Origin of the sequence: Streptomyces aidingensis, from assembly GCF_900112355.1 — a bacterium.
In the GTDB taxonomy this organism is placed as follows: domain Bacteria; phylum Actinomycetota; class Actinomycetes; order Streptomycetales; family Streptomycetaceae; genus Streptomyces; species Streptomyces aidingensis.
Genome location: NZ_FOLM01000013.1, coordinates 57,724 through 72,087, shown reverse-complemented (window position 1 = coordinate 72,087; position 14,364 = coordinate 57,724). Strand labels below are relative to the sequence as shown.

At 71.6% G+C, this 14,364-nt stretch carries 17 protein-coding genes; 5 read left to right on the top strand and 12 right to left on the bottom strand.

What is annotated here, in order from left to right:
- The first annotated feature begins 83 nt into the window (after positions 1 to 83).
- Together BM242_RS21475 and BM242_RS21470 are read left to right on the top strand one after the other, a co-directional pair.
- On the top strand, positions 84 to 749 hold the full coding sequence (locus BM242_RS21475; protein ID WP_093840534.1) for a hypothetical protein: 666 nt from the start codon (positions 84 to 86) through the stop codon (positions 747 to 749).
- A complete protein-coding gene (locus tag BM242_RS21470) occupies positions 736 to 1,407 on the top strand; it encodes a class F sortase (protein ID WP_425443904.1) in 672 nt (223 codons plus the stop codon). The genes BM242_RS21475 and BM242_RS21470 overlap by 14 nt, the downstream gene beginning before the upstream one ends.
- An 18-nt stretch (positions 1,408 to 1,425) precedes the next feature.
- Here BM242_RS21470 and rdgB read toward each other — a convergent pair whose 3' ends face one another.
- Genes rdgB through BM242_RS21455 form a run of 3 tightly spaced genes read right to left on the bottom strand, consistent with a single transcriptional unit; the run spans position 1,426 to position 3,090 of the window.
- Positions 1,426 to 2,049, bottom strand: a complete 624-nt coding sequence (gene rdgB, locus BM242_RS21465) for an RdgB/HAM1 family non-canonical purine NTP pyrophosphatase (protein WP_093840533.1) — start codon at positions 2,047 to 2,049, stop codon at positions 1,426 to 1,428.
- Positions 2,046 to 2,771 (bottom strand): ribonuclease PH, encoded by a 726-nt coding sequence (gene rph / locus BM242_RS21460; protein WP_093840532.1) that lies wholly within the window; start codon positions 2,769 to 2,771, stop codon positions 2,046 to 2,048. Before rph ends, rdgB begins: the two co-directional genes overlap by 4 nt.
- A 58-nt stretch (positions 2,772 to 2,829) precedes the next feature.
- Positions 2,830 to 3,090 carry a PTS sugar transporter subunit IIB gene (locus BM242_RS21455; protein WP_093840531.1) on the bottom strand — a complete coding sequence of 87 codons (261 nt, stop codon included), beginning with the start codon at positions 3,088 to 3,090 and terminating at the stop codon, positions 2,830 to 2,832.
- Between the two features lie 469 nt (positions 3,091 to 3,559).
- Here BM242_RS21455 and BM242_RS21450 point away from each other — a divergent pair, with 469 nt between their 5' ends.
- On the top strand, positions 3,560 to 4,750 hold the full coding sequence (locus BM242_RS21450; RefSeq protein WP_093840530.1) for a PTS transporter subunit EIIC: 1,191 nt from the start codon (positions 3,560 to 3,562) through the stop codon (positions 4,748 to 4,750).
- 38 nt (positions 4,751 to 4,788) lie between these two features.
- On the opposite strand, the gene BM242_RS21445 is transcribed toward BM242_RS21450, so the two are convergent.
- Positions 4,789 to 5,559, bottom strand: coding sequence for an MBL fold metallo-hydrolase (locus tag BM242_RS21445; RefSeq protein WP_093840529.1), 771 nt, complete (start codon positions 5,557 to 5,559; stop codon positions 4,789 to 4,791).
- A gap of 332 nt (positions 5,560 to 5,891) precedes the next feature.
- Between BM242_RS21445 and BM242_RS21440 the strand changes: the two genes are divergently transcribed.
- Positions 5,892 to 6,320, top strand: a complete 429-nt coding sequence (locus BM242_RS21440) for a hypothetical protein (RefSeq protein ID WP_093840528.1) — start codon at positions 5,892 to 5,894, stop codon at positions 6,318 to 6,320.
- A gap of 44 nt (positions 6,321 to 6,364) precedes the next feature.
- On the opposite strand, the gene rodA is transcribed toward BM242_RS21440, so the two are convergent.
- The 8 genes from rodA to clpS all read right to left on the bottom strand — a co-directional run bounded on the left by rodA (position 6,365) and on the right by clpS (position 12,574).
- Positions 6,365 to 7,549, bottom strand: coding sequence for a rod shape-determining protein RodA (gene rodA / locus BM242_RS21435; protein WP_175541522.1), 1,185 nt, complete (start codon positions 7,547 to 7,549; stop codon positions 6,365 to 6,367).
- 135 nt (positions 7,550 to 7,684) lie between these two features.
- The gene (locus tag BM242_RS21430; protein WP_093840526.1) at positions 7,685 to 8,635 is read right to left on the bottom strand and encodes a PLP-dependent cysteine synthase family protein; all 951 of its coding nucleotides are present in this window, start codon (positions 8,633 to 8,635) and stop codon (positions 7,685 to 7,687) included.
- Positions 8,635 to 8,913 (bottom strand): MoaD/ThiS family protein, encoded by a 279-nt coding sequence (locus BM242_RS21425; RefSeq protein WP_093840625.1) that lies wholly within the window; start codon positions 8,911 to 8,913, stop codon positions 8,635 to 8,637. Before BM242_RS21425 ends, BM242_RS21430 begins: the two co-directional genes overlap by 1 nt.
- A 106-nt stretch (positions 8,914 to 9,019) precedes the next feature.
- Entirely contained in the window at positions 9,020 to 9,139 is a 120-nt protein-coding gene (locus BM242_RS30915) for a putative leader peptide (protein ID WP_313896143.1), read from the bottom strand.
- Positions 9,140 to 9,216: 77 nt separating this feature from the next.
- Complete coding sequence (locus tag BM242_RS21420) at positions 9,217 to 9,648, bottom strand: M67 family metallopeptidase (RefSeq protein WP_093840525.1); 432 nt, start codon at positions 9,646 to 9,648, stop codon at positions 9,217 to 9,219.
- 110 nt (positions 9,649 to 9,758) lie between these two features.
- On the bottom strand, positions 9,759 to 11,318 hold the full coding sequence (locus BM242_RS21415) for an alanine/glycine:cation symporter family protein (protein WP_093840524.1): 1,560 nt from the start codon (positions 11,316 to 11,318) through the stop codon (positions 9,759 to 9,761).
- Between the two features lie 315 nt (positions 11,319 to 11,633).
- Positions 11,634 to 12,239 (bottom strand): DUF2017 domain-containing protein, encoded by a 606-nt coding sequence (locus BM242_RS21410; RefSeq protein WP_093840523.1) that lies wholly within the window; start codon positions 12,237 to 12,239, stop codon positions 11,634 to 11,636.
- Positions 12,239 to 12,574: an ATP-dependent Clp protease adapter ClpS gene (clpS, locus tag BM242_RS21405; RefSeq protein ID WP_093840522.1), complete on the bottom strand. Its 336-nt coding sequence runs from the start codon at positions 12,572 to 12,574 to the stop codon at positions 12,239 to 12,241. The genes BM242_RS21410 and clpS overlap by 1 nt, the downstream gene beginning before the upstream one ends.
- 146 nt (positions 12,575 to 12,720) lie before the next feature.
- Between clpS and BM242_RS21400 the strand changes: the two genes are divergently transcribed.
- Positions 12,721 to 14,142 (top strand): nicotinate phosphoribosyltransferase, encoded by a 1,422-nt coding sequence (locus BM242_RS21400; protein ID WP_093840521.1) that lies wholly within the window; start codon positions 12,721 to 12,723, stop codon positions 14,140 to 14,142.
- Positions 14,143 to 14,364 lie beyond the last annotated feature (222 nt).

The following is a 14,364-nucleotide window of genomic DNA, read 5'->3' as shown; positions in this document are numbered from 1 at the left end:
CCGATGGCGTAACGCGGCGCCGCAGCGGATGCGGGCGGCGGTGCGCCGGGCGACCTTCGGAGTACCGATCCGGAGGTTGCCCGATGAGCATCACCTGTTGCCCTCATCCCCCGCACCCGCGGCCGGAGCACCGGCGGTCGCCGGTCCTGGCGCTGTCGCTGGCCGCTCTGGTCCTGGCGGCTGCCGCCGGATGCGTCGCGCTGCCGGTGAAGGCCCACCCCGCCGGTGAGCCCAGCCCCTTGCTCGAACTGCACGACGGACAGCACGGCGGACAGCACGGCAGCGGGAGCGGCGGCGGGAGCGGCGGCGGCCACGGCGCGCAGCCGACGGACCGGCCCGGCGGCGCGGAGGTGCACATCGCGCCCATGGACCCGCGGCCGGGCGCGGAGGTGACGATCCGGGTCCACGGCTGCCCGGGCAGAGGGGGCACCGCGCACTCCGAGGCGTTTGTGCACCAGGCCCGGCTGTCGCCCGGCGCTGCCGGGGAGCTGACCGGCAAGGCGCGGATCAGCTCCTCCGTCCGGCCCGGGGTGTACCCGGTGGACATCTCCTGCGACGGCGGGGCCAAGGAGCCCCGCGGCCGGATCGTCATCACCGGCCACGACTCCGGCACCGCCGGTCACCACGAGCTGCCCGGCGGGCACGAGAAGCCCGGGAAGCACCAGGAACAGCCCGGCAAGGGCTGGCCGAGCGCACCGGTGCGGGCCGGAGGCGGCGGCGCGGCCGGGAACCCCGGTGCCCCGCACTGAGCCCGTCCGGGGAGCGGCCGGCCGGCTGCTGCCCATGCTGGCCTGGTCCGTGCTGCTGCTCGGACTCTGGCTGTGGGGACGGGACCTGACGGAGGGCCGGCTGCCGTCGGCGGCCGGCCCGGCCGCCGGGCCGGCCGCCGGCTCCCCGGTACGGCCGGCGTCCGGGGCGGTGCTGCCGCCGCCCGCCCGGCCGCTGGCCGGCGACTCCCCGCCCACCCTGCTGGAGATCCCCTCGGCCGGCATACGCGCCGAGGTGGTGCCGCGCGGTCTGGACGCCACCGGCGCGGTGGACCCGCCGCCGTACGAGGTCCCGGATGTGGCGGGCTGGTACGCGGACGGGCCGGTGCCCGGGGCGGCGGGCACCGCGCTGCTGGTGGGCCATGTGGACACCGAGAGCGAACCGGCGGTCTTCTACGGCCTGAGCGCGGTGGAACCGGGCACCGAGGTGGCGGTGACCCGGCTGGACGGCTCCACCGCGGAGTTCACCGTGGAACGGGTGGACGTGGTGCAGCGCCGGGAGTTCGACCCCCGGCTGGTGTACGGCTCGCCGGACACCGAGCGCGCCGAACTCCACCTGATCACCTGCGGCGGCACCTTCGACCCGGCCGAGCGCAGCTACTCCGCCAATGTCGTGGTCTCCGCCTACCTCACCGGCTGACCGGCAGCGGCGGACGCGTCATGCGTCGAGCAGTTCGCGGACCACCGGAACCAGGGCCCGGAAGGCCTGGCCGCGGTGGCTGATCGCGTTCTTCTCCTCCGCGCTCAGCTCGGCGCAGGTGCGGCTGTGGCCCTCCGGTTCCAGGATCGGGTCGTAGCCGAAGCCGCCGCCGCCCACCGGCTTGCGCCGCAGCGTGCCGCGCAGCCGGCCCTCCACCACCCGCTCGGTGCCGTCCGGCAGGGCCAGCGCCGCCGCGCACAGGAAGTGCGCCCCGCGGTGCGGTGGTTCGATGTCCTCCAACTGGGCCAGCAGCAACTCCAGGTTCTCCCGGTCGTTGCCGTGCCGGCCGGCCCAGCGCGCGGAGAAGATCCCCGGCGCGCCGCCCAGCACGTCCACGCACAGCCCGGAGTCGTCGGCGATCGCCGGCAGGCCGCAGGCCCGGGCCATGGCGTGCGCCTTGAGCAGGGCGTTCTCCGCGAAGGTGACACCGGTTTCGCGGACATCGGGAACATCGGGGAAGGCGTCCGTGCCGAGCAGTTCCACCCGCAGTCCGGCGCGGCCCAGGATGGCGCGGAGTTCACCCACCTTGTGGATGTTGCGGGTCGCCAGCACCAGGCGGGCGGGCTGTTTCGCGGGGCTCATCGCTCCAAGGCCTCCATCTGGAGAACGGCCAGCTGGTCGCAGCCGGAGACGGCCAGGTCGAGCAGGGCGGAGAGTTCGTCGCGGGCGAAGGGCTGGCCCTCGGCGGTGCCCTGCACCTCGACGAACCGGCCGTCGCCGGTGCAGACGACGTTCATGTCGGTCTCGGCGCGCACGTCCTCCTCGTAGCAGAGGTCGAGCAGCGGCACGCCCTTCACGATACCGACGCTGACCGCGGCCACCGAGCCGGTCAGCGCCTTGCCGCTGTGCCTGACGAGCTTTTTGCGCCCGGCCCAGGCGATGGCGTCGGCGAGGGCCACATAGGCCCCGGTGATGGCGGCGGTGCGGGTGCCGCCGTCGGCCTGGAGGACGTCGCAGTCCAGCATGACGGTGTTCTCGCCCAGCACCTTGAGGTCGACCACGGCGCGCAGCGAGCGGCCGACCAGCCGGGAGATCTCATGGGTCCGGCCGCCGATCCGGCCGCGCACCGACTCCCGTTCGCCGCGGCTGTGGGTGGCGCGGGGCAGCATGGCGTACTCGCCGGTGACCCACCCCTCGCCACTGCCGCGCCGCCACCTCGGGACGCCCTCGGAGAAGCTGGCGGTGCACAGCACCCGGGTGTCCCCGAAGGAGACCAGGACGGAGCCTTCGGCGTGCTTGCTCCAGCCGCGCTGGATCGTTACGGAGCGAAGCTGATCGGGGGTACGGCCATCGATACGAGACATGGGGCGAGCCTAACGGTGCACCGGCCCGCCCCGCCCCGCCGCGTCCGGCGTCTCCCGGCTACATCATGTCCTCGATCTCGGAGGCGATCGGGTCGGCGTCGGTGCCGATGACGACCTGGACGGCGGTGCCCATCCTGACCACACCGTGCGCGCCGGCCCTTTTGAGCGCCGCCTCGTCGACGAGCGAGGCGTCCTCCACCTCGGTGCGCAGCCGGGTGATGCAGCCCTCGACCTCGATGATGTTGTCGATGCCGCCGAGCCCGGCGACGATCCTCTCCGCCTTTTCATCCTTCTCGGCCTTCTCGCCCCTGCTGACCATGATGCCTCTCCTCCGCTGTCCGCGTCCGGGACGGTGCCCCCGGTGGAAACGTCTCTACGGTAGGGCTCCCGGGCCGTTCCGGAGGCCCGTCGGGTCTGGACCATGTCACCGGTGGCCCGTTCTGCGGTGATTCATCCTTCATGGATCCCCGCCGCCCGACCACCGCCGCTGCGCCGTCGTACCGCCCCAAAGACCTGTGCAGTCAAGGGTTCCCTTCCGCGCGGCCCGCGTGCTAGAAAGCACGCACACCCACCCCAATGGTGTAGACCAGGTTCCAGCTCTGAAGGTTTCCTGATCATCCCGCGGCGCCGCCGTCCTCCCCGCTCCGGCGGCGTCCAGCCCCCTGGAGGATGGAATGAGTACCGCAAGCACCGACCCGGAAGGCGGGTCCCCGGGGACCCCGAAGACCACGGACACCACGGACACCACGGAGAGCAGGCCCCGGCCGCCGGGACGCGGTGCCAGGGCGATGGCGGTGGCGCAGCGCATCGGCCGCAGCCTGATGCTGCCGGTGGCCACCCTGCCGGCCGCCGCCCTGCTGGTGCGCTTCGGCGCCGACGACATGCTGGGCCGGGAGAACTTCCCCGAGCCCGTCAACCGCATCGCCGAGTTCATGGCGGCCGGCGGCGGTGCCCTGCTGAACAACATGCCGCTGCTGTTCGCGGTCGGTATCGCCGTCGGGTTCGCCCGCAAGTCGGACGGCGCCACCGGGCTGGCGGCCGTGGTGGGCTATCTGGTCTTCAGCAATGTGCTGGCCACCTTCCACGACGAGCGCACCGGCGCACCGGTGGACGCCAAGGTGCTGGGCGGTGTGCTGATGGGCATCGTGGTGGCCCTGCTGTGGCAGCGCTTCTACCGCACCAGGCTGCCCGATGTGCTGGGCTTCTTCGGCGGCCGGCGGCTGGTGCCGATCCTGGCCTCGGGGGCCGGCCTGGTGCTGGGCATCCTGGTCGGCTACATCTGGCCGGTGCTGGGCGCCGGCCTGCACAACTTCAGCGAGTGGCTGGTCGGTTCCGGCTCCGTCGGGGCGGGCATCTTCGGTGTGCTCAACCGGGCGCTGATCCCGATCGGCATGCACCACCTGCTGAACTCCTTCCCCTGGTTCCAGGCCGGTTCGTACACCACCGAGGACGGCACGGTGGTCACCGGTGACATCGCCCGATTCCTGGCCGGCGACCCGACCGCGGGGCAGTTCATGACCGGCTTCTTCCCGATCATGATGTTCGGCCTGCCGGCCGCCGCGCTGGCCATCTACCACTGCGCCCGGCCGGAGCGGCGCAAGGTGGTCGGCGGCATGATGGTCTCGGTGGCGGGCACCGCGTTCCTCACCGGTGTGACCGAGCCGATCGAATTCGCCTTCATGTTCATCGCCCCGGTGCTGTACGGCATCCACGCCGTGCTGACCGGCCTGTCCATGGCGCTGGCCTGGGCGTTCGGCATGCGGGGCGGCTTCGGCTTCTCCGCCGGTGTGACGGACTTCCTGCTCAACTGGGGCATCGCGGCCAAGCCGCTGCTGCTGATCCTGATGGGGCTGGTGGTCGCGGTGATCTACTACACGCTGTTCCGCTTCGCGATCATCAAGTTCGACCTCCCGACCCCGGGACGAGAACCCGAGGACCAGCTCAGCAGCGAGGAGCAGGACGCCTACCGGGGCAGATAGTTCTCCCCTCGCCGCCCCGGGCCGGGGCGCCGGGCGGTTCAGTCCGCCCGGTGCCCCACCCGGTAGACCGCTCCCGGGCGGGCCAGCTCCACCGGGCCGCCGAAGGCGGACCTGGCGTCCCGCAGATTGACCTTGGCATCCGTCCACGGCGGGATGTGGGTGAGCACCAGATGGCCGGCGCCCGCGTCCCGGGCGCACTGGCCGGCCTCCAGCCCGGTCATATGGATGTCCGGCAGGTTCTCCTTGCCGTCGGTGAAGGCCGCCTCGCAGAGCAGCAGATCCGCACCGCGGGAGAGGGCGTCGAGCTGCGGGCAGGGGCCGGTGTCACCCGAGTAGACCAGCGCCGAGCCGTTGTGCTCGATGCGGAAGCCATAGGCCTCGACCGGGTGCCGGACCCGCTCGGCGGTCAGCCGCAGCGGCCCGAGCGGCAGCGTCCGCCCCGGGACCAGCGTCCGGAAGTCGAACACCTCGCTCATCGACTTCTCGGAGGGGGTGTCGGCGTAGGCCGCGAGCAGCCGCCGCTCGGTGTCGGCCGGGCCGTAGACCGGGATCGGGGCGCAGCGTCCGCCCTCGAAACGGTAGTAGCGCGCCACGAAGTAGGCGCACATGTCGATGAAGTGGTCGGGATGCAGGTGGCTGAGGACCACCGCGTCGATGTCGTAGATGCCGGTGTACTTCTGGAGCTCGCCGAGGGCGCCATTGCCCAGATCCAGCAGCAGGCGGTAGCCCTCGGCCTCGACCAGATAGCTGGAGCAGGCCGAGTCCGCGGACGGGAAGGATCCCGCGCAGCCGACAACGGTGAGCTTCATGAGGGAGGCGACCTCCGCGTGGTGGGATTGCCACGACTGTAAGTGGCAACAGCGGGCTGTGCGCCTCGGAAAGCCGCCGGTGTGGGCGGAATCACCAGCGCGGCGGTAGTGTCGGAGGACTGCCCCGGAAGGGTGCGCGAGGCCCTCGCCGTCTCTCTCGCGCAGCCTTGCGAAGGCCCGCTCACCCGTCCGGCCGGGGCGCGTTTCCCGTCCTCAAGGCCCCTTCAACGCCCATCAACGGACGTCAACAGCGGTCAATGCACATTCACTCCCGTTCATGCCTGTACATGCCCGTTCATGTCCGTCCCGATCCGGTGGGAGGGAGACGCACGGTGGACATCTCGTGGTGGCCGGCACTGGCCGCGGTGGCGGTGCTCGGCCTGGTGGCGGCGCTGGTGGACGGCGCGGGGCGGCTGCCCGGCGCGCGGCTGCGGAGGCGCGCCCCGGCCCGGCGCGGGTCCCGCTCCGGGCCCCGCCCGGGCGACATCTGGTACGCGACGCTGCCGGGCGAGCCGCAGGCCCCGGCGCTGGTCCTGGCGGTGGACGGCCGGGACGGCGTCCGGGTGGCGAGAATCACGGCCCGCCCCGGGGGCGAACGGCCGGGCACGGTGCCGCTGCCGCCCGGCACGGTCGGCCAGGCCCGCGGCGGGGCGGTGGAGACCGCGGACCTGCACTGGCTGCCGCCCGGTGCCCTGCGGTGCCGGGCCGGCATCCTCGACCCCCTGCTCTGGGACCAGGTCCGCACCCACACCAACCCCTGACCTGCCCGCCCGCTGACGCCTGCCCGCCCGCGGGCGGGCAGGCGTCAGCGGCGGCGCGATTCCAGATGAATGGCCTGGAGCAGGCCGACCGCGATCCAGACGGCGAACATGGCGGAGCCGCCGTAGGACAGAAAGGGCAGCGGCAGGCCGGTGACGGGCATGATGCCCAGCGACATCCCGATGTTCTCGAAGGACTGGAACGCCAGCCAGGCCACGATGCCGGCCGCGACCACCGTGCCGTACAGATCGGTGGCGTCCCGGGCGATGCGCAGGGCCCGCCACAGCACCACGCCCAGCAGCACAATGATCCCGCAGGAGCCCAGAAAGCCCAGCTCCTCGCCGGCCACCGTGAAGACGAAGTCCGTGTGCTGCTCGGGCACGAACTGGCCGGTGGTCTGATGGCCCTGGAACAGGCCGGTGCCGAACAGGCCGCCGGAACCGATGGCGATCCGGGCCTGGTTGGTGTTGTATCCCACGCCCGCCGGGTCCAGTTCGGGATTGGCGAACGCGGCGAACCGGTTGATCTGGTACTCGTCCAGCAGGCCGGCCAGCCAGCCGGCCACCGCGCCCGCCGCTCCGGCGCCGCACAGGCCGGCCAGCCACCACCGGGAGGCCCCGGCGGCGACCAGCACCCCGAGGAAGATCACCACCAGCCCCAGCGTCTGGCCCATGTCCGGGGCGAGCATGATGAATACCGCCGGCACCGCGACCAGCACCAGCGCGAACAGCATGGTGCGGACGTCCGGGCTCTCCCCGCCGGAGGCATCGGCGCGGGCGGCGAACAGCGCGGCCAGGGCCAGGATCACCGCCACCTTGACCAGCTCCGAGGGCTGGAGGGCAAAGCCGCCGCCGACCTCGATCCAGCTCCGGGAGCCGTTGACCGTGGTGCCGAGCGGTGTCAGCACCAGGGCGGCCAGCAGCACGGACATGGCGTAGAGCAGCGGCACCGCGTCCCGCACCCGGCGGCTGCCCAGCCAGACCACCACGGCGGCGAGGGCGATCCCCAGGGCGGCGTTGACGCACTGCCGGAGCAGGAAGAACTGCGGATCGCCGTGGTTCAGCTCCTCCCGCCCGCGGGTGGCGGAGTAGACCAGGACCGTGCCCGTGACCGTGAGGACCAGCGCGGAGCCGAGCAGCGGCCAGTCCAGCTTTCTGAGCAGCGAATCCCGCGCGGTCAGCCGCTGCCACACCGTCCGCCCGTCGGTCGCGGGCCGGAAATAGCTGTGCACACTCACGCTTGTGACTCTACGCCCCGGCACCGACACCCCCGGTGAACACGCCACCGGGTGCGCCCCGGCGGCCGGGCCACGGGGACCGGCCGCCGGCGGGTGGTGCGGTGGTGCGGTGGTGCGGTGGTGGGCGGCTCAGGCCCAGAGCTGGCCCTGGAGGAGCTCCACCGCCTCCTCGGTGCTGGCCGCGGTGTAGATGCCGGTGGAGAGGTACTTCCAGCCGGCGTCGGCGACCACGAAGACGATGTCGGCCGGCTCGCCCGCGCGCACCGCCTTGCGGCCCACGCCGATCGCCGCGTGCAGCACCGCGCCGGTGGAGACCCCGGCGAAGATGCCCTCCTCGGCGAGCAGTTCCCGGGTGCGGGTGACCGCGTCCTCGGAGCCCACCGAGAACCGGGTGGTGAGCACCGACTCCTCGTACAGTTCCGGAACGAAGCCCTCGTCCAGATTGCGCAGGCCGTAGACCAGGTCGTCGTAGCGCGGCTCGGCGGCCACGATCTGCACCCCGGGCCGTTGCTCGCGCAGATAGCGGCCCACGCCCATCAGGGTGCCGGTGGTGCCGAGGCCGGCCACGAAGTGGGTGACGGAGGGCAGGTCGGCGAGGATCTCCGGCCCGGTGGTGGAGTAGTGGGCGCCCGCGTTGTCGGGGTTGCCGTACTGGTACAGCATCACCCAGTCGGGGTGCTCGGCGGCCAGTTCCTTGGCCATCCGCACGGCGGTGTTGGAACCCCCGGCCGCCGGGGAGGGGATGATCTCCGCGCCCCACATGGCGAGCAGTTCGCGCCGCTCCCGCGAGGTGTTCTCGGGCATCACGCAGACCATCCGGTAGCCCTTGAGCCGGGCGGCCATGGCCAGCGAGATGCCGGTGTTGCCGGAGGTCGGCTCCAGGATGGTGCAGCCCGGGGTGAGCCGGCCGTCCTTCTCGGCCTGCTCGATCATGTGCAGGGCCGGGCGGTCCTTGATGGAGCCGGTCGGGTTGCGGTCCTCCAGCTTGGCCCAGATGCGCACCTCGTCCGAGGGGGACAGCCGCACCAGCCGGACCAGCGGGGTGTTGCCCACCGCGGCGAGCGGGGAGTCGAAGCGCATCAGCGCATTCCCCCGGCCACGGCCGGCAGGATGGTGACGCTGTCGCCGTCCCGCAGCCTGGTGTCGATGCCCTCCAGGAAGCGCACGTCCTCGTCGTTGAGGTAGACGTTGACGAAGCGGCGCAGTTCGCCGCCGTCCACCAGCCGTTCCCGGATGCCGGGGAAGCTGGCGTCCAGGTCGGTGAAGAGTTCGGCCAGGGTCCCGCCGTTGCCTTCGACGGACTTCTGCTGGTCGGTGTAGCTGCGGAGGATGGTCGGGATGCGGACCTCGATGGCCATGGACATGCTCCAGTGGGTATCCGGTGACGCGGGAGGGGCGGGAATCGGCGGCGAGCGGCGGTGCGGCGAGCGGTGCGGCAGGCGGGCACGGCGGCCCGCCCGTCGGTCAGGCCGACGCGTCCGCGCGGCGCAGACAGATGGCGCTGGCGAGGCGGCACAGATCGACGTGCAGGCGCGCCACGAGCAGCAGGCTCGGCGGCTCACTTCTCACGTCGTGGGAAACCATGCCCACATCGTAACGATTCCCGGTGGCCCCTTCGGAAGTCCGTCCCGGGGATCGGACGATCTCGTCCCATATTCCGGTCACGACCCGGAGGCCGGAACGATCCGGACCTCCTCCTCGCTCACTTCGCCGTCCACGATGCGGAACGAACGGAAGGAGACCGGCCCTTCGTCGTTGCCGCATTCGGCGGTGGAGACCAGCACATAGTGGGCGCCCGGCTCGTTGGCGTAGGAGATGTCGGTGCGCGAGGGGTAGGCCTCGGTGGCGGTGTGCGAGTGGTAGATGACCACCGGCTCCTCGTCCCGGTCGTCCATCTCCCGGTAGAGCCTGAGCAGATCACCGGAGTCGAACTCGTAGAACGTGGGGGAACGGGCCGCGTTGAGCATGGGGATGAAGCGCTCGGGGCGGTCGCTGCCGGCCGGGCCGGCGATGACTCCGCACGCCTCGTCCGGGTGGTCCTGGCGGGCGTGGGCCACGATTCTGTCGTGCAGCTCCTGGGTGATGGTCAGCATGCGCGCCAGGATAAGTCAGACCGGAAAACGCCCGGTGGCGTGCCCGGTTCCCCGGAAGGAACCGGACACGCCACCGCCGCGCGTCCCGCCGGAGCGGCGGATGCACCCGGTCAGTCGGCGGAGATCACCTTGGCGGACGGGCCGCCGGCCACCGCGGCGGCCTCCGCGGCCTCGATCTCCTCGTCGCTCTGGCCCGCGTCCTTGCGGCGGATGTAGTCCAGCACCCGCTCCAGCTCCCGCTTGACCACCGGGGCCAGGAAGTACAGGCCGATGATGTTGGCGACCGCGGCCAGGAACAGGAACGCGTCGGCCGCGTCCACCAGCCGCATCAGCGGCAGCAGGGCACCGATCACGGCCACCGCGCACCAGCTCACCTTGAACACCAGCTCGCTGGTCCGGCTGCGGCCGAACAGGTGCGTCCAGCACTTCTGGCTGTAGTAGCCCCAGGTGATGAGGGTGGAGAAGGCGAACAGCACCACGGCCATGGTGAGCAGCCACGGGAACCACGGCAGCGCGGTCTCGAAGGCGTCCGAGGTGATGGCGATGCCGTTGATGGAGTCGTCGCCGGCCCGGCGGGCCTGGTAGAGCTCGCCGTTGGCCACCACGATGGTGAGCGCGGTCATGCTGCAGATGACCACGGTGTCCACGAACGGCTCCAGCATGGCGACCAGGCCCTCGGTGGCCGGGCGCTTGGTCTTCACCGCGGAGTGCGCGATCGGGGCGGAGCCGACGCCCGCCTCGTTGGAGAAGGCGGCCCGCTGGAAGCCGACGATCAGGGCGCCGAGCACACCGCCGGCCACGCCTTCGGGGGCGAACGCCTCGGTGACGATGGTGCCGATCGCCGCGGGCACCTCGGTGACGTTGAACACGATCACCAGCAGACAGGCGGTCACGTACATGATCGCCATGCCGGGCACCAGCCGGGCGGTGGTGGAGCCGATGGACTTCATGCCGCCGATGATCACCAGGGCGCAGAGCGTGGCGATGACCAGGCCGTAGATGATGGCGCCCAGGTTGCCGGCGAAGAAGCCGTCACCGTCGCCGATCTGGGTGGAGACCTGTTCCAGCGACTGGTTGACCTGGAAGAGGTTGCCGCCGAAGTAGCCGAAGAACAGCACGAAGACGGCGGACAGGCCGGCCAGGATCTTGCCGGTCATGGGCTTGCCCAGCTCGGCGAAGCCCTTGCGCAGATAGTGCATGGGGCCGCCGGAGACGGTGCCGTCCTCGTGCACCTCGCGGTATTTCACGCCCAGGGTGCACTCGACGAACTTGGTGGCCATGCCGAGCAGGCCGCACAGGATCATCCAGAAGGTGGCGCCGGGGCCGCCGATGGAGATGGCGATGGCCACACCGGCGATGTTGCCCAGGCCGACGGTGCCGGAGACGGCCGAGGTCAGCGCCTGGAAGTGGCTGACCTCTCCGGGGTCCCTCGGATCGTCGTACCGGCCGCGGACGATCTTGAGTGCGGTCCGGAAATGGCGGACCTGTGCCAGGCCGAAGTAGGCCGAGAAGGCGAGGCCCGCGATCACCAGCCACAGCACGATCGGCATGATCGTCGCGCCGCCGGCCTCGAAACTCCAGAAGACCACGTCGTAGATCCAGCCGACCGGCCTGTCTACCGCGTTGTTGATGTTCTCTGCGACCGTATCGGCCCAGGTGCTGTCTGCCATCGATGTACCTCAGGGGTAGCGGGGACGAATGAGATTGCGGCCCTTTCCGGCTGTGCGGTGATTCCGGTCGGCCGCCGGGAACAGGGACTTGTCCCGGTGAAACATTCGGATGCCAGTTCCTACCACGCTGAGCAACAATTTATGAGTGGCACATGTCACACGTTCGGATAACGGTCGTGTTACCGGTGCGCACATCCTCCCTAAAACGGACACATACCCACTACGGGCAGATGCTTTGTCCGCTTATCGGACGCGAAATGTTACAGAGAGTTACCATAACGGGAAATACTTTTACGTTCCGGCAACGCGGGGAAATCAGGACAGGAGCGTTTCCAGCAATGACTCCTGAAGTGCCCCCAGCCAGAGATAGGCCATCACCAGTGGTTTGGCCGGGTGATCGTCAGGAAGTTCGAAGAGTTGATCCGCGCGCTGTTCGTCGTCGATGTCCAGCCTTACGGCAATGGCGAGCCGCAGATCGTTGAGCGCGCCCAGCCACTGCCGGGACTGGGCCGGCTCCAGGGTGAGCACCACGCCCTCCCCGTCCGCGGCCGAGGTGGCCGCGTCCAGCGTGCGGACCAGGGCGAGGATGTCCGCGCGCTTGCGCGAGCGCAGCTCCCCCTCGGTGAAGCGGCGGAACTCCGCGGACTGCTCCTTGCCCGCCGCGTCCTGCTCCGGCTCGCCGGGCCCCCGGTAGGCGTCCGGGAACAGCCGGGCCAGCGCCGGGTCGTCCGGCGCCTTGCTGGGCCCCTCGGCGAACAGCGCGTCCAGCGGATCGCCCGAGCCGTTCTCCGGCTCCTCCCCCGGCCCGATCAGCTCCAGAAGCTGGGTGGCCAGGCTGCGCAGAATGGAGATCTCCATCGGGTCCAGCACGATCGCCGCGCCGCCGGCCGCGCCGCCCGCCCGCTCGAAGTACGCCGCCATCAGCGGTCCTGCTGAAGGGTCGCCCACAGGCCGTAGCCGTGCATCGCCTGCACGTCGCGCTCCATCTCCTCACGGCTGCCGCTGGAGACGATGGCGCGGCCCTTGTGGTGCACGTCCAGCATCAGGCGCCTCGCCTTGTCCCGCGGATACCCGAAGTACGCCTGGAAGACATACGTCACATAACTCATCAGATTCACGGGGTCGTTGTGCACCACCGTGACCCAGGGGACATCCGGGGACGGCACCTCGACGGGCGCCTCCTCGGACTCGGTGCGCTCGATTTCGAGGGGAACGGAACTCACGACAACCCCATCGTCCGGTCGGTGTCCGGTCATGATCCCACGGCAGCCTGCACCACCCGCTCCCTCCATGCTGCCATCCACCGGCCGCCCATGCGAAAACGCACACCCCCGACCAATATCGTCAGAGTGACGAGATGTGGGTTAGGCTGGTGCCGTCCACCGCGAGAGGGGATGGGGAGATGCACGGGGAACCCGCCGCACAGCAGACCGCGCAGCAGACCGCACAGCACACCGCCGGCACCGTCACGGCCCGCGCCCGGGCCGACGGCCGGCTGCCGGGCCTGCCGCTGGACGTGCCGTCCACCGCGCTGTTCACCGACCATTACGAGCTGACCATGGTGCAGGCCGCGCTGCGGGCCGGCACCGCCCACCGCCGCACCGTCTTCGAGGTCTTCACCCGCTCCCTGCCGCCCGGCCGCCGCTACGGCGTGCTGGCCGGCACCGGCCGGGTGCTGGACGCCATCGAGAACTTCCGGTTCGACCCCGGACTGCTGGGCTTCCTGCGCGCCCGCCGGGTGGTGGACGAGCCCACCCTGCGCTGGCTGGCGGACTACCGCTTCACCGGCAGCGTCACCGGCTATCCGGAGGGCGAGGTCTACTTCCCCGGCTCCCCGGTGCTGCGGGTGGAGGGCGGCTTCGCCGAATGCGTGCTGCTGGAGACGGTGATCCTGTCCATCCTCAACCACGACTCGGCGGTCGCCGCGGCGGCCTCCCGGATGGCGGTGGCCGCCGGCGGGCGCCCGCTGATGGAGATGGGCGCCCGCCGCACCCACGAGCTGGCCGCGGTGGCCGCTTCCCGGGCCGCCTACCTCGGCGGCTTCGACGCCACCTCCGACCTGGCCGCCGGCTTCCGCTACGACATCCCCACCGCCGGCACCAGCGCGCACGCCTTCACCCTGCTGCACGACACCGAGCGGGACGCGTTCACCGCGCAGATCGAATCCCTGGGCCGGGGCACCACCCTGCTGGTGGACACCTACGACATCGCCGAGGCGGTGCGCGCCGCGGTGGCGCTGGCCGGGCCGGAGCTGGGCGCGGTGCGCATCGACTCCGGCGATCTGCTGCTGGTGGCGCACCGGGTGCGCAGGCAACTGGACGAGCTGGGCGCGCCGGACACCCGGATCGTGGTCACCAGCGACCTGGACGAATACGCGATCGCCTCGCTGGCCGCGGCGCCGGTGGACGCCTACGGCGTGGGCACCCGGGTGGTCACCGGCAGCGGACACCCGACCTGCTCCATGGTGTACAAGCTGGTGGCCCGGGCGCGCGGCGAGGGACCGGACGCGCCGCTGGAACCGGTCTCCAAGCTCTCGCCGGGCGGCAAGCGGACCCTCGGCGGGGCCAAGTGGGCGGCCCGGCGGCCGGACGCCGAGGGGATCGCCGAGGCGGAGGTGATCGGCACCGGTCCGGTGGAGCCGGAGCTGGCGGGCCATCTGCTCCAGGTGGAGCTGATCCGGGACGGGGCGGTCACCGGGCGCGAGCCGCTGCGCGCGGCGCGGGAACGGCACCGGCGGGCACGGGCCGCGCTGCCGCTTTCCGCCACCCAGCTCTCGGCCGGCGAACCGGTGATCCCCACCGAGTACCGCCTCCCCGGCCGGTGACCGGCGCCGCCCGGCGGCAGCCGGCGGGGCACCGGCACTGAACCGCACCGGCCCGCGGCACGTGCCCCGGACAACGGCGCGACCGGGACCGAACCGCGCCGGATGGGGCACTCGGTATGACCCGGCCGCCGGATACGGCTAGTCTGCGGACTGAGCCGCCCCCACGCTCCCGGATCCCCAAGTCCCACGCCCCAGAACCGAATCCCGTACGGCGGCCGTCCG